Below are 21,086 nucleotides of genomic sequence, written 5' to 3' on the forward strand. Positions count from 1 at the left end.
CCTGCCGCTTAGGGCAGTGGCCGAATAAAATGGTTGGGCGCCACCTGCCGTACCTCCGGCTGCGGCAGGGCCGATCGTCGCCGGATCTCCTCGACATGCGTGAGTTCGGCTGCGCCAGAGGTGTCGGCAAATCGCTGGTCCGGATCGGGAACAGCCGAGAGCAGCAGGCGCGTATAAGGATGCTGGGGATTGCTCAACACCTTATCCGTTTCGCCCCATTCCACAATCTGTCCGGCATACATCACCATGATGTCCTCAGCGACATAGCGCGCCGTGGCGATGTCATGGGTGATGTACAGGAGCGCCAGCCCTAGTTGGCGCTTCATGTCGTTGAGCAGGTTCAAAATGCCCAGGCGAACGGACACGTCGAGCATGGAGGTAGGTTCGTCGGCAACGATCACCGCTGGGTCAACCGCCAATGCCCGGGCGATGCTGATGCGCTGGCGCTGGCCTCCTGACAATTCGTGCGGATATTTCGGCGCGACCAGTTTTGGATCAAGCTTGACGCGCGAGAGGAGTTCATCAATCGCAACCCGGCGTTCGGCGCCCTTCATCTTGGGCCGGTGAAGGCGGAGTGGTCGCTCCAGATGGTGGCGCACCGTGTGCGCTGGGTTAAGCGAGGCAAACGGATCCTGGAACACCATCTGCACCGCGGCGCGGTAAGACTTGAGACCGCTGCTGGTGACTGGCATGCCGCGGAACAGGAGTTGCCCCGCATCAGGCCGGTATTCTCGCATGATCAGGCGCGCCGCGGTGGTCTTTCCCGACCCCGATTCGCCCACCAGGGCGAGGGTGCGGCCGGGATGGAGCGCAAACGACACGGAACGCGCGGCATAAACCGGCTGGTCCGCGCGACCAAAGGTCTTGGAAACATTGTCGAGGGCGAGAACCGGTTCGGTCTGGGTCATAGGGCTGCGCTCGCGCCAATCTGTTGGCCGGAGAGCTTGGGCATGGAGCCCCAAAGCCGGCGCGTATAGGCATGCTGGGGCGACTGGTAGATGGTCTGCGCCGCATTCACCTCCACCAACTCCCCTTCAAGCATGATGCCGATGCGATCACAGGCCTGCACCATCAGGGCAAGGTCGTGGGTGATAAAAAGGACGGAAAAGCCTAGTTGCTGGCGCAGAACATCGATACGGCCCAGTATCTCACGCTGCACCACCACATCGAGCGCGGTGGTTGGCTCATCCATGATCAGCAGCTTGGGATTGAGCGCAAGGCAAATGGCGATGACGATGCGCTGGCGCATTCCGCCCGAGCACTGGTGCGGATAGGAGGATAGCCGATCAGGCGAGATATCGACCATGGCGAGCAGCTCGGCTGCCCGGTCGCGGGCCTGGGCGCGCGACATGCCGGTATGGGTGCGCAGCACATCGAAAAACTGCCGCTCGATGGTGAGGACGGGATTGAGCGAGTTCATGGCGCTTTGGAAAACCATTGCAACCTCGCGCCAGCGGAAGCTGCGCAACTCCTCCTCGTTCAGAGCCAGCACGTCACGGCCAGCAAGCCGGATCTGGCTGCCGCTCAGGATCAGCGCGGGCGGGCGATGCAGGCGGCTGATGGCAAAGGCAATGGTGCTTTTCCCGCAACCCGATTCCCCGGCAAGCCCGAAGAACTCACCGGGCATGATGTCGAAGCTGACATCCTTGACGGCGCGGAAATCCTCCTCGGCGCCAACATAGTCGATGGAAAGGTTGCGAATGGACAGGACGGGATCGGTCATAGCTTGCCCTCTCCGGCCCGCACGCGCGCTGTCCAGCGGCTCAACATGCCGCCGGTGCGCAGGCGGGGATTGGCGATTTCGTCGATGGCAAAGTTCAGCAGCGCCAGGCCAAGTCCGAGCAGGGCTAGCGCGAGGCAGGGCGACAGCAGGTCCCACCAGGCGCCCACCGAAAGAGCCGAGGCGTTCTGCGCATTGTAGAGCATGATGCCCCAGGAAACAGTGTTGGGATCACCGAGGCCGAGGAATTCGAGCGTCGCCTCGGTAACCACGGCGAAGATCACGCTGCCGATGAAATTGATGCCGACGATCGAGACGAGATTGGGAAAAATCTCGAAGGCCATGATGCGCCGGCTGGGCTCGCCCAGCATCTCGGCCGACTTGACGAAGTCGCGTTGGCGCAGCGACAGGGTTTCCGAACGGGTGACGCGCACACCCCAGGCCCAGGAGGTGAAGCCCAGGATCAGTGCGATCACCAGCGGATTTGCCTGCCCGATAAAGGCTGCGATCACCAGCAGCAGCGGCAGGTTGGGTACCACCAGGACCATATTGGTGAAAAAGTTGATGACCTCATCGACGACGCCACCCTTGTAGCCGGCAAGGATGCCGAGGACGGTGCCGATCAGGGTGATGAGCAATCCCGCGCCAAAGCCAACCGCGAGCGAGATGCGGGCGCCATAGACCAGGCGCGTGAACACGTCATGACCCAGCCGCGTCGTGCCCAGCCAATGCTCGCTTGATGGGGGCTGGTGGGGGCGGCCCACGCGCTGGGTGGGGGAGTATTCCGTCAGCACCGGCGCAAAGATCGCCACCAGGATGATGATCGTCAGAATGGTGAGGCCGACAACGGCCTTCTTGTTATGGGCAAGCTGAGCGAGGAGCGGCACGGTCAGGCCTTTTTGAGGCGCGGATCGAGCAGCAAATAGCTCAGATCGACGGCAAAGTTGGAGATGAGCATGGCGGCCGTCATGATCAGCAGTTGCCCCTGGATCACTGGATAGTCGCGGGCAAGGATCGCCTGGTACAGCATGTTGCCAACGCCAGGATAGTTGAAGACGACTTCGATCACCAATGAGCCGCCAAGCACGCTGCCCAGCGAGATGGCCAGGCTCGACACGGTAGGCAGCAGCGCATTGCGTGCCGCGTACCAGATCATGACCCGTTGATCGGAAAGGCCCTTGGCGCGGCCCATTACGATGTAGTCCTCGCCCAGCAGGTTGATCATGTTGTTGCGCATGGTCACCGCAAAGCCGCCGGTCAGCGCAACCACCAGCGTGATCATCGGCAAGAAGCCGTGATACAGCACGGACGAAATATACTGCCAGCTAAACGCCGGATCGAGCATGGGGTCGGCCGCATAGCCGCTGGGGAACCAGCCCAGCGTATAGCCGAACACGAACAACATGATGAGCGAAAGCACGACGGCCGGCACGGAGCTCGAAAAGATGGCGAGCAGCGAAACCACAGTGTCAAATATCGTGCCCCGGCGCCACGCCGCCATGATGCCGAGCAGGGTGCCAAGCGTAAAACCGAGCAGAGTGGCCGAGCCAACCAGGCCCACGGTCCAGATCAGGGCGCGCCCCAGGAGTTCGGTCACGGGCAGGGGGAAGTACTTGATCGAGACCCCCAGATCACCGGTGAAGACGCTTTTGAGATAGGTCAGGTACTGCTCGCCAACCGGCGCATCGATAAACCCGAAGGTCAGCTTGAGCGCGTTGAGGTTCTCCATGGACAGGTTCGATCCGGCGCTGGCGAACATGATCTGGATCGGGTCCCCCGGCATCATGCGGGGCAGGAAGAAGTTGACCGTCGCGGCGGCAAGAAAGGCTGCGAGATAAAAGCCAACGCGCCGGAGCAGAAATGCCATCGATGTTCGTCCGTGTTGGAAAAAGAACCCGCTGCCAGGGGCGAGGCCGAGGATGCGTCAGGTGACGCACCCTCGGCCAGCTTATTGTTGCACTGGGCGCAAGGCCAGCAGTTGGATCAGGCGTCCTGGATTGGCATTCGATACCACCGGGGAGACGATCGGGTTTTCGGCACTCGCCCAGCCGGTGAACCGCCTGGTGCTGTATTGATAGAAAGCGGGGCTGTTGTAGACGGGGATCACGGGCATGGCTTCGGCAACGATCATCTGGAGCTTGTTCATGATCTCTTGTTGCTGCGCCGGATCCTTGATCTGGGTGTATTGGCCAAGCAGATCCATCACCTCCGCGTTCTCCCAATGGGGGGCCGTGAAGCGCGACTTGCCGAAATCCTCGGGGTTGAAGGAGCGGATATAGGGGAAGTAGGGATTGGCGGCCGAAGCTAGGGCGTTGAGCGTCATCGAGTACTTGCCCGCGATCAGGTCGGCACTCCACACCGATTCCTCGGGCGTGCTCATCTTGACGTTGAGGCCAGCACCCTGAAGGGACTCCATGGCGATCTGGACAGCGTCGATCCAGTCGGTCCAGCCATTGGGGATTTCGATATCGATGGCGATCGGCGTGCCATCGGGGTTGTCGCGCATCCCGTCGCCATTCTTGTCGACGTAACCGCTTTGATCGAGCAGGGCCGTTGCCGCTTCGGGGTCGAACTTGCCGAACTGGCCAAACTGCACCTGGACTTCAGGATTGGCGAAGGCCTTGTAGAGCTCGCCAAGCATGGAAGGGTCTTCGTTGATCAGTGGATAGCCATAGCCGGCGATGTCGACAATGGTCTGCCGGTCGATCAGCATGCTCAGAGCACGCCGGAAATTGACATCGGTGAACGCCTTCCGGTTGTTCTCGTCGGGCGTAATCATGCTGAGCTGGAAGGACACGAGGCTCGAAGGATTGAACCAGTACTTGTTGTGCTCGGGGTCCTTGGCCACAAAAGTGTTGTCGATGTCCGGGATGAAGCTCGTAGCCCAATCCAGCGTCCCGTCAGCCAGTGCGGCCAGCACCTGTGGGTTGTCGGCGAGCTGGGGCAGGCGGATGCAATCAACCTTGAGGCTTTCCGCATCCCAATAATTGGGGTTGCGGCACTGCTCGTAGACCTGGGGCGTAAAGCGGCTGATCTCGGTGAGCGGACCCGAACCAACGGGCGTTTCATTGGTGAAGGTCACCGGATCGGTGATCTCGGCCCAGACATGCTCGGGAACGATCGGCATGCCGACAATGGTATTGGCGATCAGGGAATTGGGCTGCAGCAGGTTGAAGCGCACCGTGCGCTCGTCAATCTTCTCGACGGAGTCGAGGAGGGCTGACACCGAGTTGAAATCGAGCGCCGGAAACTGCTTGAGATAGCCATAGGTGAACACCAGGTCGTCGGCAGTAAGCGGCTCGCCATCCGACCATTTGAGGCCATCGCGCAGCACAAAGGTGATGGACTTCAGATCATCGGCCAGTTCGAAGCTTTCCGCGAGACGGAACTCGGTCTGGTTCTTGAGGCGATTGAAGATCGCGAGCGGCTCGTAGATGAAGTCCTTGGTGGTGGCACGCGCCGAAGTCTGGTTGAACGGATTGAAGTTGCGCACCCAGGTGGTGGTTTGTTCCGAACTGACCGTCACCACCACTTGCGCACTTGCGGGTGCTGCCATGGCCAGAATTGCGGCTGACGTCGCCGCGAGCAGTGTTTTGTTCAGCACGTCTCAACTCCCTTGTTTGCTCCAGGCAGCGCCTTAGGCGATGCCCTTTTCCCTGAAAATCTGTTCAACTTCGGCGTGGAGCGCCAAAGCGTCCACCCGCAATGTGCCCCGCATCGCTTCTCCTCGCGCAATTCGCCGCAGCGAAGCCTCGCTCAGCGGTCGCGCTGCGTTGGCGGCCGCCTCGCTCGCTTTGAGGTCGCCCTGGCTATGCAGCGCGATATCGCAACCCGCTGCCAGGGCCGCCGTCACGCGCTCCGCCCAGCTGCCCGCCAGCGCTTCCATGGTCAGGCAATCGGTGATCAGCACCCCGTCATAATCGAGCTCGTCCCGTATCAGCTCGTAGACGGCCGGAGACACCGACGCGGGGTGGTCGGGATCGATCTGCGTGAACACGAGATGGGCAACCATGGCCCAGGGCGTGTTGCGAAGCGCCATGAAGGGGCGGAAATCGCTTTGGCGCAGATCTTCAATCGATGCATCCACCACCGGACACTGGAAGTGCGGATCGACCGTCACCCGTCCATAGCCTGGAATATGCTTCATGATCGGCAGTTCGCCGACCTCCAGCATGGCATCGATAACCTCGCGGGCCATGGCGATAACCAGTTCGGGGTCATCGCCAAAGGCGCGCTGGCCGATGACGTCATGGGTGCCGGGGCGGGCGAGATCGACCACTGGCGTGGTGCCGCTATCGATGGTGAGCTCGGCCATGATCGTTCCCATGGCTAGCGTCGACAGGCGCAGGGCCCGTTTGGCCAGCTCCAGGTCCTGGCGTGCCAGGGCGCCAAAGCTGCCCAGGCTGCGGAAATTGGGCCAGTTGCCATTGTTGAGCCGCTGCACGCGGCCCCCTTCCTGATCAATGAAAACCGGCGCATCCGCCCTTCCCACCGCATCCCGAAACTGGGCGCACAGCCGGCGCACCTGCTCAGGGGTATCGAGATTGCGCCGGAACAGGAACAACCCATAGGGATCGGCTTCCCGGAAAAAGGCGATTTCGTCAGCGGAAAGCTCAAGGCCGGGCATGCCGACAAACAGGGCGAGCGGTGGGGTGGATGACATGCTCAGTTCTGCAACTCCGCGATTGGCTTGAGACGCAGCAGGCCCTGGTAGATGTCTTCCCCCTCATTGAAGATGGGTATCGCTCCTGCGGCCTTGCTGTAGAATTCGACCGGGCCCACACCGCCGATGATCGCATAGGCATAGCCCTGCGCCTTCATGGCCTGGAGCGTTGCCGACAGGAGCGCCAGCCCGATGCCCTTGCCGCGCTGCTGTTCGGCGACCCCGGTGGGGCCAAAAAAGCCGCGAGCGGTGGCGTCATAACAGGCAAAGCCCACCAGTTCCCCGTCAGACACGGCAATCAGGCATCCCGGCGGCTGGTGAGCCATGGCGGCGCTGACCTCGCTGACCCAATATTCGCTGAAGTGCCGGCGCACCCAGTCCTTGATGATGTGCTGCTCGGGTGGCAGCGCCACGCGAATGGTGGCCTGCACGTCCTCGACCCGCTTCGCCAGCTCTGCCATCGGTCGAGCATAAAGATTTACGAGACAATCCATGGAAATGCAGCGAACCAAAGCGTTGAATCGTAACTACCAATACGCGGGCCCAAGGCAAAGGACCACCCACCTTCAGCTGTGCCGGGCACGGTGCTGGGGAAATAGGGGTTCATTACCCACTTGCATCTGACAGCAGGGAAACGAAGTTGCTCCACAACGGGAGTTGCAGCCTCGTTCAGGCTATGGCATAAGCCGCCCCGTCGACCGGGTGCGCCTTGCGTGCCGAATGACCTCGCGGAGAGGTGGCAGAGTGGTTGAATGCACCGCACTCGAAATGCGGCATGGGGGCAACTCCATCGGGGGTTCGAATCCCTCCCTCTCCGCCACTAACTGTTTGATTTGCCTCAACAGTTAGTTTCGAGCGAAAGCCAAAACAAGCGCCAAACCTTCAGTCTGTCACTATAGTGTCACACTGACAGGAATTTCCATGGCCACGATCCGCAAGCGCGGTGCTTCCTACCAGGTTCAAGTTCGGCGCGACGGCTATCCGTCCCAATCGCAATCCTTCGCCACTCGGGCGGATGCGCAAGCTTGGGCTAGAGATCAGGAACGCCAGATCGACCGGGGCAATGTACCTGTTCCGAGGCGCGAGATGCGCAAGGTGACCATTGGCGATCTTCTCCACCGGTATGAGACGGAAATTACCAGCACCAAACGGGGGCAGGAGCAGGAACGCTCCAAGCTCACCGTTATCCGTGCCCGCCCGATCGTGAAGGTCAGCCTAGACAAGCTGACGGGCTCGGTTGTTGCCCAGTATCGCGATAGCCGGTTGCTTGAAGTCAGCTCTGGCACAGTACGGCGCGAACTGGCCATTTTGCAGCATTGTTTTGAGGTAGCACGTCGCGAGTGGGACATGCCGCTGCCGATAAATCCCGTGCAGCAGATCAAGCTGCCGCCACCAAGTAGGGCTCGCGACCGACGCTTGATGCCCGAGGAGATTGACTCCTTTTGGCATTCGGTCGAACGGGCAAGGGCAACCTGGCTCAAGCCCTTCATCATTCTGGCGATTGAGACCGGGATGCGCCGTGGCGAGCTGTTGTCTATGCGCTGGAAGGATGTCGATCTTTGCCGTGGCCTGGTGCTGCTGAGAATGACGAAAAATGGCCATGCTCGATCTGTTCCGCTGACCCCGCTGGCGGTTTGTGTGCTGGGTGGATTGAAAGAAGATGAGGATCGGGTGTTTCCGCTTTTGCCGACAACGGTGCGTCAGGCATGGGAGCGTCTTATCGCTCGTGCCGACATTAAGGATCTGAGGTTGCACGATTTGCGCCATGAGGCGATCAGCCGGTTTTTCGAACTTGGGCTGACCGTGCCGGAGGTGGCCTTGATCAGTGGACATCGGGATTCGCGGATGCTGGCTCGATATACGCATTTGCGGCCGGAGAGTGTGGCGGCAAGGTTGGGCATCTTGGCGAAGCGTAAGGACGACACTGCTCGATAACGCGTTGATATCCAATAGACAACGGGCAGGCCGCCTCTGGAAGTCGTTCTTTGCATCCTCATATCTCTGAAACCGGCCATTAGGGGCCGGCAACAGAAGTAACTTGATGTGCAATCTTAATGAATCGACTGAAGAACTTTTCCTCCCGAACCGTGAAATCTGCAGCCATCAGCTGTATCCGACCGTGATTTCGATGGGGGATGACGATCTGCTTGGAAAGCTTGTTGCGGCATTGGACATCGGCGCTGAGCAGATTGTGCTCTCTGCCGACGTGATACCAGAAATTCTGAATGTCCTTGCAAGTGCACAGACCGTGCATGGCTTGCTGGCGCTGTGAGGGTGCTGCCTTGACCTATAATCTTAAGACGATTTTTGGTGGCCTGGACGAAGGCTTTGTTTCTATCGGGAGCCCGAAGTTGGGTTTCAAGTTCTTCAATGTCCACGACATTGAAGCCGCTGAACGGTACATGCTTGCGTTAGGTGAGACCTGGCAGAGCTACTTCTCTCTGGGCGTTTACGATCATGAGCCGGTGTCCGGCCGCGGCAAGACTGAAGATGTCTGCGCATTTCCCGTGATCAGCATGGACATCGATATCAAGTCCAACTTGCCGGATGTGCACGCACGGAATGACCTTCTTCCGGAATCGCTGGAGGAAGTCCAAGCGATTATCCAGGCGGCGGGGCTGCCGAAGCTGTCTGCCGTCATCAATTCGGGAAATGGCTATTATGGCCGCATCCACCTTGCAGACCCGTTTTTGGTGGCGTCTGGAAATGATCGCAAACGGGCTCGCTACCTGATTGGTGGTGTTCATCGTGCGTTCCAGGCTGCTTTCCAGGCGCGCGGTCGCCATATGGACTTTACGGGCGATCTTGTCCGTTTGAGTCGGAATCCGGGCACTCTTAACCACAAGACCAAGCCGGCCAAGCCCGTTACTCTTGAAAGCTACGACCCCGCCTTGTCACTGACGCAGAGGGACCTCGAGTCCATTGCCCCCAAGCACGTGATCAAGGGCTCCAAGATTGTTTCGAGTGCAAATAACAAGAAGAAGGGCTCTGAGGTAAACGTTGACGCGGAAAAGTCGCAACCCCAGTTTGAGTCCATCGTTGCCGGTTGTGCCTGGGCGCGTTCGTGTCAGGACAATGCCCATCAGCTTGCCGAGCCTGACTGGTTTCTCACGGCAGGGCTTATGAAGCTTTGCGAGGACGGTCAGACGCTTTTCCACACGCTTTCGGCAGCCGACCCTCGTTACGACGAGGTAGAGGCCGCTGGGAAGCTTGAGCGGGCAATCGTTGCGCCTAGCTGTGAAAGCATTCATGAGGCGGGCTTTGCTGGGTGTGCCCAGTGTCCTTTATTTCGTAGCGAGGGGCTGAATACGCCTTTGCAGCTCGGCTTCCGCAATGCGGCCAAGGCCTCTTTGCTCGGTAAGCATGTCTATGTCATTGAGACTCGCGAGTACATCAATACGGAATCGAACATCCGAGTGTCTGCGGCAGAGTTCTCTGACAAGTACATGGCGTTACTTAAGAAGATTCCGCACCAGGAGATGAATTGGGACGTTCTGACGCGGAAGGTGGACAAGCTTGATTATCTGCCCGGTAACTCAGAGCGCTTTGCCGAGGTCGATCGACAGTCTGTTTTTAACACTTGGGACGCTTCCGGTTTAGCGCCCGAGGATGGTAACTGCGATGTGCTGCTTGCACACTTTGACTACCTCTTTCCTATCGAATCTGAACGCGATCACTACCTGAACATGCTCGCTCATTCGGTCCAGTTCCCCGGTCGCAAGATCCGCCATGTTGCTCTTGCACAGGGCGGGCAGGGGACGGGAAAGAGTTTCCTGCGTGCCCTTATGACGGCAGTTTTTGGCAAGACGAACGTGGAAACGGTTACTGGGGAGCGCATTCTCAGTAAGTGGAATGAAGATCTGGGCGACAAGCAGGTTCTGTTTTGGGAGGAATCCGGCGTGGGCGGCCATCTTGAAGCTTACGAGACCCTGAAGCCCTGGATCACCGAGGAGACCCATTCGGTGGAGCAGAAGAATATGCCGATCCGCGATGCAAAGACGCCTCGGTTGATGATCGGGTTTACCAATCAGGCGGTGCCGGTCAAAATTGCGCCAGATGATCGCCGCATCTTCCTGGTTTCGTCGCCGCAGACGCCGCGAGAGACTGAGTACTACAAGCGACTGTGGACGGTTGGGCTCGCTGAGGCACCGATGTTTCTGAACTATCTGCTTAAGCGCAACATTTCGAGCTTTGTTCCGGACGAGGCGCCTCCGATGACCGAAGCGAAGCGTGTTCTTATCGAAGCTTCAGAAAGCGCCTTGATGCGTGAGGTGCGGGCATTGATGCGGGACGAAGAGTATCCCTTCATAGGAGACTTGCTTACCGCGGAGGATCTGTTGCGGGAAATTCGTCCGCTGCTGGGCAATCGGGCCGCAGTTTCTCGTACGGCGGTGATTGGGGTCATGAAGGGACTGGGGTTTGCTCGCCTTGATCAGTTTCGTGTTCCTTATTCTAAGGAGCGTCCCCGTGTGTGGGCATGGCGAAATCAGGAAAAGTGGGAGTTGGCAAGTTCCGCAGAAATGCGTGCTGCCTATCAGCCGCGCCTACCTTGGTAAAAATGAAGCTCGGGGTGGCCTTTGGTCACCCCGCTTCTGCCTCAGTGTCTCACTGTCTCGCACAAAAAATTCGCTGATGAGGCAGCGGAGTTGGTGGAGGTGATCAAGCCGCGCCGCTCTATTCTGTATGACAGCTTATTTTATTGAATTTGAGAAGACTGAGACAGTGAGACATTGAGACAAGCCATTGAGTTTTCACTTACTTCCACCACATTCCATCCATGCCAGTTGATTTCTCCAAGCTTTCGGCCGATGCCTTTCAAATGCTTACCTCGCCGCCTTGGCGCCCGATCAGCAGCATGGAATTGTCGAAATTAACGGGAGTCTCGCTGCAATCCCTCGCCAATTGGCGCATGCGGGCGTACGGGCCGCCTTTTGAGCCACCACTTAGAGGGCGCGGCAACAAGGTGTTCTACCGGCCTGACAAGATCATCGACTGGCTCACGGGCGGAGCGATGCCGGCTTGGGAGGTCTGTCGCATCTGGCTTGAGGCGCGCGACTTGCAAGTCGAGCCCGTTACGCAAGAAGCTGTCGAATGGTTTGTGCAGAGCATTGAAGCCCAAATGACTGGGCAAGAGCGGGCTTCGTGATGACAAGCGGCATTATGCCTTTCCGACCGCCGGGCTCGCTATGATGTCACTCTGATTTTTCGTTTTTTTTCGTCGCGAGGTGTGACCCCATGGGTCGCTTAACACCATGTTTTGTATGCCAAAATTGGTGTACACCTTCTCTCTGGAAGGTTCGTGCGAGCGCCCTATATTGATCCGTGGGCGAGAAATTTGAAACTCATTCGCCCGCTCGGGAACAGACCCACGGCATCGAGTTGGCGCTTCCGCCAGCGTGCCTTGGTGCCAGTCCCGCATCACTCTTGCACAACCAACAGCTTCGGTGCGCTGAATCGAAGAGGAGATAACCTATGTCAAATGAACACCTGACCCTGATCGCAGATCTTGCCGCAGACCTGTCGAGTGAACTCGATATGCATTATGAAATCGAAGATTTGCCGGTCCTCGCAGAAAGCATCGTCAAGCTGCGTGCCGCCGACGCCTACCTTCGGAAGCACGACCATCCCTCGCCGGACGCGTTGACACACATTGTGGATCGCTATCACTCGAGCCATAACGGATGACTGCGGTGCACAAGATCGACGAGCAGGGAGCCATCATCATGTGACACCTGATGGCTACCCTGAGTGGAGAAATGGACGAGGCTTACACCGACGAGGGGCCTCTGACCGAAGTACCTTCCGCCTGTGAAATCGTCATAAGCGCTGTAAATTATCCCAAGGACACGACGGCAGGCATCCCGTTCAACGCACTGGAATTGCTGTTGCGTTTCATTCGAGCCGGTCGCGAGGAGGAGGCTACGTCGACCAACTAGATGACGGCCCCTTCTTTGTTCTTGGGTGGTGTGAAATAGTTCTGAGAATTTTTGATAGTCAGCGCCGTGCGTGTGTATGCCGGTAGCCCAGATTTCAAAGTGTCCCCCTTCAAACGCGATTCGACGGGGCAGGCTTGGCCGCCCTTTCTGTCGCACCCGAGCAGCAAGGCATCGTGTCATGATCGTTGCAGTTGCCCAAAGAGCAACAATCATGGCACGAAGCCGAGAGTCGATATCGTATTCCGAAAGCCTCCATGTCCTCGCTTGATGACCTGCTCACGACCTACCGAACGGCCGCAGTCAGCGAACGCGAGAAGGGCAATTACTTTGAGAGACTGGCAAAGGCCTACCTTTTGGCTGATCCGATCCAGTCCGAAGAGTTTTCGCAGGTGTGGACGTGGACTGAATGGGCCCAGGAGCGCGGCTTGGATGGCCGGGACACTGGCATCGACCTTGTAGCCCAACTGCGCAACGAAGACGGCTACGCGGCCATTCAAGCCAAGTTCTATGCCCCTGGTGCCCGCATCCGCAAAGAGCACATCGACAGCTTCATAAGCGCCTCGGGCAAGGCCCCGTTCGCGCGCCGTGTCATCATCGATACCACGGAGAACGACTGGGGTGCCAATGCCGAGGAGATGATCCGGGGGCAGTCCATTCCGGTCACCCGTATCGGCCTCACCGACCTTCGAGAAAGCCGCATTGACTGGTCCGCGTTCGAGCGCAGAGGCGAAGTGGTCTTACTCGCCAAGAAGGAGCTGCGACACCACCAGCAAGAGGCGTTGGAAGCCGTTCGCTCCGGACTGACCACGGCTGATCGCGGCAAGCTGATCATGGCCTGCGGCACCGGCAAGACTTTCACCGGCCTCAAGATTGCCGAAGATGTAGCCGGTATCGGTAAGCAAGTGCTGTTCATGGTGCCCTCGCTAGCGCTGATGTCTCAGACCATTCGAGAATGGGTCAACGATGCTGGTGTGCCTCTCCGGGCTTTCTCTGTCTGCTCTGACAGTCAGGTCGGCAAGCGCCGTGGCGATGATGTTGCCGAAATCGAAATTCACGATCTGGTGCTGCCCGCCACCACGGACCCGAGCAAGATAGCTGCTGAGGCCCGCCAGCCCGCGCCTGACCGCATGACGGTGGTGTTCTCGACCTATCAATCGATCGCCACACTGACCGACGCACAGGCGGCGGGCTTGCCAGACTTCGATCTCATCATTTGCGATGAGGCCCACCGAACCACGGGCGTTACATTGGATGGTGAGGACGACAGCAATTTTGTCCGCATTCATAATGACCGCTATGTCCGTGGACGCAAGCGGCTCTACATGACCGCCACGCCGCGTGTTTTCGGTGAGAATGCTCGCACCAAGGCCGATGAGTATGGCGCCGAACTGGCAGACATGGACGACCCCACCAAGTTTGGGGACACCCTGTTCCATCGCGGCTTTGGGTGGGCTGTGCAGAATGACCTGCTGACGGACTACAAAGTCATAGTCTTGGCCATGGACGAGGGGTTAATCAGCGCCTCGGTGCAGAAGCGACTTGAAGACCCAACCAACGGCCTGATCCTTGACGACGCCACGAAGATCGTCGGCTGCTATAAGGCCCTCACCAAACAGGACCTAAAGCCTGATGTCGCTGCCGATCCGCTGCCAATGCGTCGCGCCATTGCCTTCTGCAAGAGCATTAACGCCTCAAAAATCATCCGCGACGAGTTCTCAGCGGTAGTCGATGAATACAACTGCGAGCAGCCCCAGATGGACGCCGAGAACCGTCCGCCTGCGCTGAAAGTTGAAATCGAGCATGTGGATGGCACGTTCAACGCCAAATCGCGCGGGCAATTGCTGGACTGGCTCAAGGCTGAGGGCGGCGATGATGTTTGTCGCGTCCTGACAAACGCTCGTTGCCTCTCCGAAGGTGTGGACGTTCCGGCACTAGATGCCATCATGTTTTTGCATCCACGAAAGAGCCAGATTGATGTTGTGCAGTCTGTGGGCCGCGTTATGCGAAAGGCACCGGGAAAGAAGATGGGCTATGTCATCCTGCCCGTTGGTGTTCCTGCTGGTATGGAGCCGGAACAGGCCCTCCGCGACAACGAGAAGTATCGCGTCGTCTGGCAAATTCTGAATGCCCTCCGCGCTCATGATGATCGCTTTGATAGCACCATCAACAAGGCGTCGCTCGGTCAAGACATTTCCGACAAGATCGAGGTCGTCGGCGTCACCGCGCAATCTGAAGAGCTAAGAGCAATCACGGCCACGGTCCAAGACTTGCCAAGCCGATCCAAGGCGGAGCGGTCAGGTATCGGCCATGGGGGTGACGATACGGTCATCAGCGAACCATTCGCCCCCACCCAGCTTGAACTGGGCTTTGCCGTTGACGAATTCAGTCGCGCCGTTATGGCCCGCATCGTGAAGAAGTGCGGCACGCGCGACTATTGGGAGGACTGGGCAACCAATATCGCCGAAATCGCACAGGCGCACATCACGCGGCTTGAAGGCATTTTGGCCACTCCTGATACGCCAGCCCGAAAAGCGTTTGACACATTCGTCGAAGAGCTTCGTGACGACCTCAACAGCACCATTACCGAAGCGGACGCCATCGAAATGCTGGCGCAGCACATCATCACGCGACCGGTATTCGAGACGCTATTCGAGGGGCATCAGTTCACCACTGAAAACCCAGTGTCGAAGGCCATTCAAGGCATCCTCGGTGTCCTGTCCGAAGCTCATTTGGACAAAGAAAGCCGCGATCTAGAGAAGTTCTATGCGTCCGTCCGTTTCCGGGCTGCTGGTCTGACGGACGCAAAGGCTAAGCAGAAGCTCATCGTTGAGCTTTATGACAAGTTCTTCGCCCGCGCCTTCAAGCGGACCACGGAAAAGCTCGGTATCGTCTATACGCCAGTTGAGGTGATCGACTTCATCATTCGCTCGGTGAACGATGTGTTGATCAGCGAGTTTGACCAAACACTCGGCTCTGAGGGCGTCCACATTCTTGACCCCTTCACCGGCACGGGCAGCTTTATCACACGCCTGTTGCAATCTGGCCTGATCGCGCCAGAGGAGATGGAGCGCAAGTTCCGGCACGAAATCCACGCCAATGAGATAGTGCTGCTCGCCTATTACATTGCCGCGATCAATATCGAGACGGTCTATCACGGCATCATGGGCGGGGACTATGTGCCCTTTGAGGGCATCTGTCTCACCGACACGTTCCAGATGTATGAAAAGGGCGATCTAGTCGCGCAGATCATGCCGGACAATTCCGAACGCCGAAAACGTCAACGGGGATTGGACATTCGAGTCATCATGGGCAACCCGCCCTACGCAGTTTCCCATCACATTGACTATCCAGGGCTCGATGGGCGTATTGCTGAGACCTTTGCCGCTCGATCCACGGCGACGAATAAAAACGCGCTCTATGACAGCTACATTCGCGCCATCCGCTGGGGCGCAGATCGGTTGGGTGACAGCGGCATTCTCGCCTATGTCACCAACGGGGGGTGGATAGACGCCAATACTGCCGATGGTATGCGCAAGTCACTGGCTGACGAATTCTCCAGCGTTTTCGTGTTCCATCTTCGAGGCAACCAACGCACAAGTGGCGAAACTTCGCGTCGGGAGGGTGGCAAGATATTCGGTGGCGGCAGCCGGGCCCCTATCGTGATCACCCTCTTCATCAAGAACCCGAAGGCCACAGAGAAGGGCAAAATTTACTTCCACGACATCGGCGACTACCTCACTCGCGATGAAAAGCTCAAGCGCATCGAGACATTTGGCAGCCTTGCCGGGCTGGGCGAGGCAGCTGGCTGGCAGGAGGTCACCCCGGACGAGCACGGCGATTGGTTGAAGCAGCGTGACGCCGGGTTTGCGAATTTCATGGCCATCGGGGACAAGAAATCGGGAGAGCCCACAGTCTTTGCGAATTACTCGGCAGGACTGAAAACTCAGCGGGACGCCTGGTGCTTCAACTCGTCCCGTGAAACGCTTCAGGGGAACATAGAACGGACCGTCGCCTACTATAATCAGCGTCTGTCTGAGTGGCAGAGCAAGCAGGATGCAGAGGCATCGACGCCCGCCGAGCGCTTCATGGCCGAAAACCCAACAGCGATCTCGTGGAGCCGAGCACTTCGCAATGATTTTGAGCGAGAGAGGCCACTTTCCGTAGACGATGGCATGCTTGTCCAGGCGCTTTACCGTCCCTTCTTCAAGGAGTGGTTGTATTTCAGTCGACGACTAAACGAGATGGTCTATCAGATGCCACGATTGTTCCCGTCAACGGGTGAAGGCAATCGGGTTATTATGATCAAGGCCAACTCACGCGGTGATGGTCAGTTTGCTTTGATGATGGATTTGATACCGGAATTGCAGACCGATGGTGGCTCACAGTGTTTCCCATTAAAACTCTATGAGCGTGTCCAGAGCGAAGAGGGCGGACTGTTCGCGAGCGAGGGCCAGAAGATCGAAACTCGCGATGGAATTACCGATGAGGCGCTTGCTCATTTCCAGGTTGCATGGCCTGACGAGCAGATCAGCAAGGAAGACCTGTTCTATTACATTTACGGTCTCTTGCATTCGCTGGACTACCGAGAGCGCTATGCCGACAATCTGCTCAAGGAATTGCCGCGCATTCCGGCGGTAAACTCAGTTGCCGACTATCGTGCCTTCCGCGATGCAGGTCGGACACTTGCAGACCTCCACGTGAACTATGAGGTGGTCGAGCCATACCCTGTCACGGTCAAGCAAGGCGATTTGCGGCTGACGAATATCGTCAACCCCGAGAGCTTCTATCGCGTGACCAAGATGAAATTCGGCGGTTTCGGCAAAACCAAGGATCGCACCACGGTCATTTACAACGACCAGATCACCATGGAGGACATTCCAGTCGAAGCCTACGACTACGTGGTCAACGGCAAGTCTGCACTTGAATGGGTGATGGAACGCCAAGGGGTCCGTCAGGACAAAGACAGCGGCATCGTCAACGATGCGAACCGCTACGCCATCGAAACCGTGGGTAACCCAGCCTATCCGCTGGAGCTATTTCAGCGTGTGATCACGGTCAGTCTGGAAACGATGAAGATCGTGAACGGCCTACCCGAACTCGACATGTAGGAGGGGAAGATGGCCATTCCCGACTATCAGACCCTCATGTTGCCAGTTTTGGTCTTGGCCAGCGAAGGTGAGCAACGTGTTGGCGATATCACCGACCGCATTGCCGATCAGTTCGGCCTGACCGAAGCCGAACGTGAACAATTGCTGCCCAGCGGTCGCCAGCGTGTCCTGCACAACCGTATCCATTGGGCGAAATTCTACATGTCCAAGGCGGGGCTAATAGCATCTCCCGCCAGAGGGTGCTTCGTAGCGACTAAAGCAGGCAAGGCGCTTTTGGCAACCAAGCCTGCCAAGATCGATGTTGAACTGCTTATGCGTGAGCCCACTTTCCGTGAGTTCTATCGGAAGGAAGCTGGCGCGGACACCCAGAAGGCGGGGGGCACAACGAGCGCTCTCTCATCCAATCTGGCCGAGGCGACCCCCGAAGAGCAGATCGAAACCGCCTATCGGTCTGTGCACGCGGCTCTGCGTGCAGACCTTCTAGAGCGCATTATTCAAAATTCGCCCGCGTTCTTTGAGCAACTGATTGTCGATTTACTGGTGGCCATGGGCTATGGCGGCTCGCACAAGAGCGCCGCTGCCCAGCTTGGCCGATCTGGTGACGGTGGTGTTGATGGCGTGATTAACCAAGACAGACTTGGTCTTGATCGGGTCTATGTGCAGGCTAAGCGCTATGCTGAAGGCAATACGGTCGGGAGGCCTGACATCCAAGGCTTCGTTGGTAGCTTAGTAGGCCTTGGTGCCACCAAGGGCGTCTTCGTAACCACATCAAGCTTCAGCCAGCAGGCCCGCGACTTTGTGCGGCATCTGTCGCAGCGTGTCGTCTTACTAGATGGCAATGACCTGACCGGCCTAATGATCGAGCAAAATGTCGGCGTCCGCGTCAGCCGAGCCATCGAGTTCAAGCGGCTGGATGAGGATTTCTTCACGGAAGGCGAATAGTTTAGCTCACTGACTCAGGGGGACAGTGTGGCTGCTAACGGGCATAATGGTATTTCGCTCACTGCCGAGGAGAAGCGGATCGTAAAAGCGCTGCTGGCGATGGGTTGGCGCAACCAAGACATCCAGGCCTTAGTGAACGTTGGTCGGTCAGCAACGATCAACAGCGGGCGTATTACCGGCGTTAAACAAAACTCTGCACAGCAGATTGCTACTCCCGAGGAGGTCTCGTTCTATCAGCTAAAGAAGCGATCCTACGACCCGCAAACCGGCCTCAACCAGTTCGACGATGAGCGGCTTGTTCGTGCTCGCGAGGCAATGATCCTCGCAGTGCAGATATTCAACAGCGCAGCGCTCAAGTTCAAAACCGAAGTTTTCGCCATGCTGACCAATGTCGCATGGACCTACCTTCTCCATGAGCACTATGAGCGAAATGGGGTTGAAATTGTTGGAGAAGATGGCCGCTCCTTATTGCTAAGTCAGATGATCGACAGGGGCGATTGCCCGCTGTCAGCGGAGATGCGACGCAACCTGCGGGCGATGAAGATCATCCGCGACAAGGTGGAGCATCTCATACTGGGCCCGCTAGACCTAAAGTGGTCACCGATATTCCAAGCGTGCTGTCTGAATTTTGATAAGGCGATTTGCGAGCTATTTGGCGCCAAGTTGACGTTGTCAAACGAGTTGGCCCTGGCGCTACAATTTGCAAAGCCGACCATTGAGCAGCTCTCGATAGTTGCCAATCATACGTTGCCCGCTGAAATTCAGGCAATCGATGCCCTTATCGCCGATGGCATGACCGAGGAGCAGTTGAACAACATCGAATTTCAGTTCCGAGTGATTTATACGCTCGATGCTGCTTCCAAAAGCAATGCTCATTTTCAGTTCGTGAGCCCCGCCTCGCCGGAGGGCAAGGAGATTCACAACGTGCTAGCCAAAAAGGTGCCAGCTGATGAACTGTATCCCCACAAGCCCGGTGTGGTGGTCGCTGAAGTCGCCGAAAGATCTGGGGTCGATTTTACAACCAGCGACCATGCCAAAGCGTGGAAGCTCTTCAAGGTGAGGCCGAAGTCGGGCAATCCGCAGCCAGGCAATACGGACCGGCGATATTGTATCTATCACCCTGCCCACAAGGATTACACCTACTCTGATGAATGGGTTGATCGGTTAGTCGAGGAAGCAAACGACGCGGGGCGATTGTCGGCGATCCGCGCCGCTAAGGTCTAGGCACCTCATGTTTGTTCAAGCGTGTGAAGACGATTTCCTGGGTTAGCAACTCCCGCCGCGTTGCTAGACACGCACGATCCTCAGCCCGCCAGGGGAAATGAGAGACGCGCGCTTACCCTTGGCGACCATTCTGAGGGAGAAGCCACTCTCAACGAGCTGTGCTGCCTCGTCCAAAGTTTTCACGAAAACCGCATAATCGGCGTGATGCTTCTGGCTGCCATGTTTGGGATCTCCCAATCGATAACCACGACTCGTGAGTTCGGGTTCTTCGTGAACACCTGGGCGTGATGTCACACGCTCAATTCGGATTACTTTAGGCTCCATGCGGATTTTTCCTTTCATTGACGGCTTTTGTGGTTTGGGTAGCCGTGGAACGTACGGTGTGTGCTGGGAGGGCCTCTTGTCCGGTCGAAGTTTTGATTTCGGAGGTGCTATCGGAGCACAACTTGGCTGCCGCTCGTGCATCTCCCCTGCATCGTGATGTGTAAAGTTGAGCCCGAGGTACTCTTGAGCGAAGCCAGACCATGACCACATTTCCCCTAAGCTCTGCCACCCCTCCCGCGCAACTTGGACGCTGTCCTTCCAGGCCCAATCCGGCATCTGGAGGCTGGATCGAGCGCACCCGGCGATAGCACTGCGATCGAAATGCGAGCGCTGGTAGACGGTATAGCTCGCAGAGGCAGTGTTTAGCAGCGGCAGTAACTGCTCGAATATCGGTGCTCCTCGGGGACATGCTCGGCGCCGACGCCATGATCCTGGTGCATGACCAATTGTCGGTCTGCGGATCAACATAAGACGTCAATGTTTCAACAGAAGGCGGTACCGCGGCAAGACCAATCTCGCAGATGCTACCCCGGTTTGAATTTGCAGTCTCGACGTCGAGACTAAAGAACCGAGTTTCCCCTGTGGGCTTGTCATCATTTGGCGGAAGGCTGACTACCTCTGGCAGCTGCCAAATAGCGTTCACGCTGGCGTTTGATCGCCTCCAGCTTGTCCTGTCCCCAACCGAGCCGGGCGATGGTGATATCGACCAGCTCTTCGGGCTCGTCATAGATCGGTGCAGCTTGGCCATTCCACGCGATGGCATCGACGGGTGACAGCGCCAGTATCTCTCGTTCCAAAGCGGCGATAGGGAGATCGTCTGAGATTGCTACCCATACTGCCCGGCAATGTTCGGCGATGAACGCATTGCGAAGCGATTTAGCAACCTTGCTGTCGGCGAGGTCCGACGTCGATGCACTATCGCGCCACATGCGTCCTGCGTTGTACATCCGCGACAAATGGTGGCTGGCGCCTTCAGAGCCTGTACGGTGCCGAAGGTGGATACGCTTGTAGAGCGTCTCGTTTTGAGAGCTTGTCGAGCCGATATATCGCAACTGCCCAAGATGATCGATAAGGCCATATACACCCCTCATATCTTTGGGGGCTTCCGAGGTCGGGCGTGGGGAGAGAGTGAGCAATGTCTCAAGTATGTTTTTTGCAGTGTAGTTCAT

General features: G+C 57.7%; 18 protein-coding genes and 1 tRNA gene. 10 read left to right on the forward strand and 9 right to left on the reverse strand.

The features are described from left to right. Positions 1-8: 8 nt before the first annotated feature. The 7 genes from AC3YOG_RS20015 to AC3YOG_RS20045 form a co-directional block, all read right to left on the reverse strand. The gene (locus tag AC3YOG_RS20015) at positions 9-908 is read right to left on the reverse strand and encodes an ABC transporter ATP-binding protein (RefSeq protein ID WP_127754529.1); all 900 of its coding nucleotides are present in this window, start codon (positions 906-908) and stop codon (positions 9-11) included. Next, positions 905-1,723 carry an ABC transporter ATP-binding protein gene (locus AC3YOG_RS20020; protein WP_489936374.1) on the reverse strand — a complete coding sequence of 273 codons (819 nt, stop codon included), beginning with the start codon at positions 1,721-1,723 and terminating at the stop codon, positions 905-907. Before AC3YOG_RS20020 ends, AC3YOG_RS20015 begins: the two co-directional genes overlap by 4 nt. Next, the gene (locus AC3YOG_RS20025) at positions 1,720-2,607 is read right to left on the reverse strand and encodes an ABC transporter permease (RefSeq protein ID WP_489936375.1); all 888 of its coding nucleotides are present in this window, start codon (positions 2,605-2,607) and stop codon (positions 1,720-1,722) included. The genes AC3YOG_RS20020 and AC3YOG_RS20025 overlap by 4 nt, the downstream gene beginning before the upstream one ends. Before the next feature lie 2 nt (positions 2,608-2,609). Next, entirely contained in the window at positions 2,610-3,587 is a 978-nt protein-coding gene (locus AC3YOG_RS20030) for an ABC transporter permease (protein WP_489936376.1), read from the reverse strand. Between the two features lie 81 nt (positions 3,588-3,668). Continuing rightward, entirely contained in the window at positions 3,669-5,321 is a 1,653-nt protein-coding gene (locus AC3YOG_RS20035; RefSeq protein ID WP_489936395.1) for an ABC transporter substrate-binding protein, read from the reverse strand. A 36-nt stretch (positions 5,322-5,357) separates the two neighbouring features. Next, positions 5,358-6,383, reverse strand: a complete 1,026-nt coding sequence (gene nagZ / locus AC3YOG_RS20040) for a beta-N-acetylhexosaminidase (RefSeq protein ID WP_489936377.1) — start codon at positions 6,381-6,383, stop codon at positions 5,358-5,360. 2 nt (positions 6,384-6,385) lie between these two features. Beyond that, entirely contained in the window at positions 6,386-6,844 is a 459-nt protein-coding gene (locus AC3YOG_RS20045) for a GNAT family N-acetyltransferase (RefSeq protein ID WP_248305157.1), read from the reverse strand. Positions 6,845-7,113: 269 nt separating this feature from the next. Between AC3YOG_RS20045 and AC3YOG_RS20050 the strand changes: the two genes are divergently transcribed. The 10 genes from AC3YOG_RS20050 to AC3YOG_RS20095 all read left to right on the forward strand — a co-directional run bounded on the left by AC3YOG_RS20050 (position 7,114) and on the right by AC3YOG_RS20095 (position 19,593). Continuing rightward, positions 7,114-7,203 (forward strand) — tRNA-Ser (locus AC3YOG_RS20050). Between the two features lie 101 nt (positions 7,204-7,304). Beyond that, positions 7,305-8,318: a tyrosine-type recombinase/integrase gene (locus tag AC3YOG_RS20055; protein ID WP_489936378.1), complete on the forward strand. Its 1,014-nt coding sequence runs from the start codon at positions 7,305-7,307 to the stop codon at positions 8,316-8,318. Positions 8,319-8,424: 106 nt separating this feature from the next. Then, on the forward strand, positions 8,425-8,655 hold the full coding sequence (locus AC3YOG_RS20060; protein WP_489936379.1) for a hypothetical protein: 231 nt from the start codon (positions 8,425-8,427) through the stop codon (positions 8,653-8,655). A gap of 10 nt (positions 8,656-8,665) precedes the next feature. Next, entirely contained in the window at positions 8,666-10,939 is a 2,274-nt protein-coding gene (locus AC3YOG_RS20065; RefSeq protein WP_489936380.1) for a primase-helicase family protein, read from the forward strand. A gap of 221 nt (positions 10,940-11,160) precedes the next feature. Continuing rightward, complete coding sequence (locus tag AC3YOG_RS20070; protein ID WP_489936381.1) at positions 11,161-11,529, forward strand: hypothetical protein; 369 nt, start codon at positions 11,161-11,163, stop codon at positions 11,527-11,529. Between the two features lie 326 nt (positions 11,530-11,855). Beyond that, on the forward strand, positions 11,856-12,068 hold the full coding sequence (locus AC3YOG_RS20075; protein WP_489936382.1) for a hypothetical protein: 213 nt from the start codon (positions 11,856-11,858) through the stop codon (positions 12,066-12,068). Between the two features lie 71 nt (positions 12,069-12,139). Beyond that, positions 12,140-12,319, forward strand: coding sequence for a hypothetical protein (locus AC3YOG_RS20080; RefSeq protein ID WP_489936383.1), 180 nt, complete (start codon positions 12,140-12,142; stop codon positions 12,317-12,319). 254 nt (positions 12,320-12,573) lie between these two features. Next, positions 12,574-17,427: a DEAD/DEAH box helicase gene (locus tag AC3YOG_RS20085; RefSeq protein ID WP_489936384.1), complete on the forward strand. Its 4,854-nt coding sequence runs from the start codon at positions 12,574-12,576 to the stop codon at positions 17,425-17,427. Positions 17,428-17,436: 9 nt separating this feature from the next. Further along, the gene (locus tag AC3YOG_RS20090) at positions 17,437-18,369 is read left to right on the forward strand and encodes a restriction endonuclease (RefSeq protein ID WP_489936385.1); all 933 of its coding nucleotides are present in this window, start codon (positions 17,437-17,439) and stop codon (positions 18,367-18,369) included. 27 nt (positions 18,370-18,396) lie between these two features. Further along, on the forward strand, positions 18,397-19,593 hold the full coding sequence (locus tag AC3YOG_RS20095; RefSeq protein WP_489936386.1) for a DUF3644 domain-containing protein: 1,197 nt from the start codon (positions 18,397-18,399) through the stop codon (positions 19,591-19,593). A gap of 63 nt (positions 19,594-19,656) precedes the next feature. Here AC3YOG_RS20095 and AC3YOG_RS20100 read toward each other — a convergent pair whose 3' ends face one another. Both AC3YOG_RS20100 and AC3YOG_RS20105 read right to left on the reverse strand, forming a co-directional pair. Then, the gene (locus AC3YOG_RS20100) at positions 19,657-19,935 is read right to left on the reverse strand and encodes a hypothetical protein (protein WP_489936387.1); all 279 of its coding nucleotides are present in this window, start codon (positions 19,933-19,935) and stop codon (positions 19,657-19,659) included. A gap of 575 nt (positions 19,936-20,510) precedes the next feature. Further along, on the reverse strand, positions 20,511-21,086 hold the full coding sequence (locus AC3YOG_RS20105; RefSeq protein ID WP_489936388.1) for a hypothetical protein: 576 nt from the start codon (positions 21,084-21,086) through the stop codon (positions 20,511-20,513).

It is taken from the genome of Devosia sp. Z6_126, assembly GCF_058133495.1.

Coding starts and splice junctions, on each gene's coding strand:
- AC3YOG_RS20105 (WP_489936388.1), bottom strand. CDS start 21,086: ATGAACTACACTGCAAAAAACATACTTGAGACATTGCTCACTCTCTCC.
- AC3YOG_RS20100 (WP_489936387.1), bottom strand. CDS start 19,935: ATGAAAGGAAAAATCCGCATGGAGCCTAAAGTAATCCGAATTGAGCGT.
- AC3YOG_RS20060 (WP_489936379.1), top strand. CDS start 8,425: ATGTGCAATCTTAATGAATCGACTGAAGAACTTTTCCTCCCGAACCGT.
- AC3YOG_RS20015 (WP_127754529.1), bottom strand. CDS start 908: ATGACCCAGACCGAACCGGTTCTCGCCCTCGACAATGTTTCCAAGACC.
- AC3YOG_RS20080 (WP_489936383.1), top strand. CDS start 12,140: ATGGACGAGGCTTACACCGACGAGGGGCCTCTGACCGAAGTACCTTCC.
- AC3YOG_RS20045 (WP_248305157.1), bottom strand. CDS start 6,844: ATGGCAGAGCTGGCGAAGCGGGTCGAGGACGTGCAGGCCACCATTCGC.
- AC3YOG_RS20075 (WP_489936382.1), top strand. CDS start 11,856: ATGTCAAATGAACACCTGACCCTGATCGCAGATCTTGCCGCAGACCTG.
- AC3YOG_RS20020 (WP_489936374.1), bottom strand. CDS start 1,723: ATGACCGATCCCGTCCTGTCCATTCGCAACCTTTCCATCGACTATGTT.
- nagZ (WP_489936377.1), bottom strand. CDS start 6,383: ATGTCATCCACCCCACCGCTCGCCCTGTTTGTCGGCATGCCCGGCCTT.
- AC3YOG_RS20070 (WP_489936381.1), top strand. CDS start 11,161: ATGCCAGTTGATTTCTCCAAGCTTTCGGCCGATGCCTTTCAAATGCTT.
- AC3YOG_RS20085 (WP_489936384.1), top strand. CDS start 12,574: ATGTCCTCGCTTGATGACCTGCTCACGACCTACCGAACGGCCGCAGTC.
- AC3YOG_RS20090 (WP_489936385.1), top strand. CDS start 17,437: ATGGCCATTCCCGACTATCAGACCCTCATGTTGCCAGTTTTGGTCTTG.
- AC3YOG_RS20030 (WP_489936376.1), bottom strand. CDS start 3,587: ATGGCATTTCTGCTCCGGCGCGTTGGCTTTTATCTCGCAGCCTTTCTT.
- AC3YOG_RS20055 (WP_489936378.1), top strand. CDS start 7,305: ATGGCCACGATCCGCAAGCGCGGTGCTTCCTACCAGGTTCAAGTTCGG.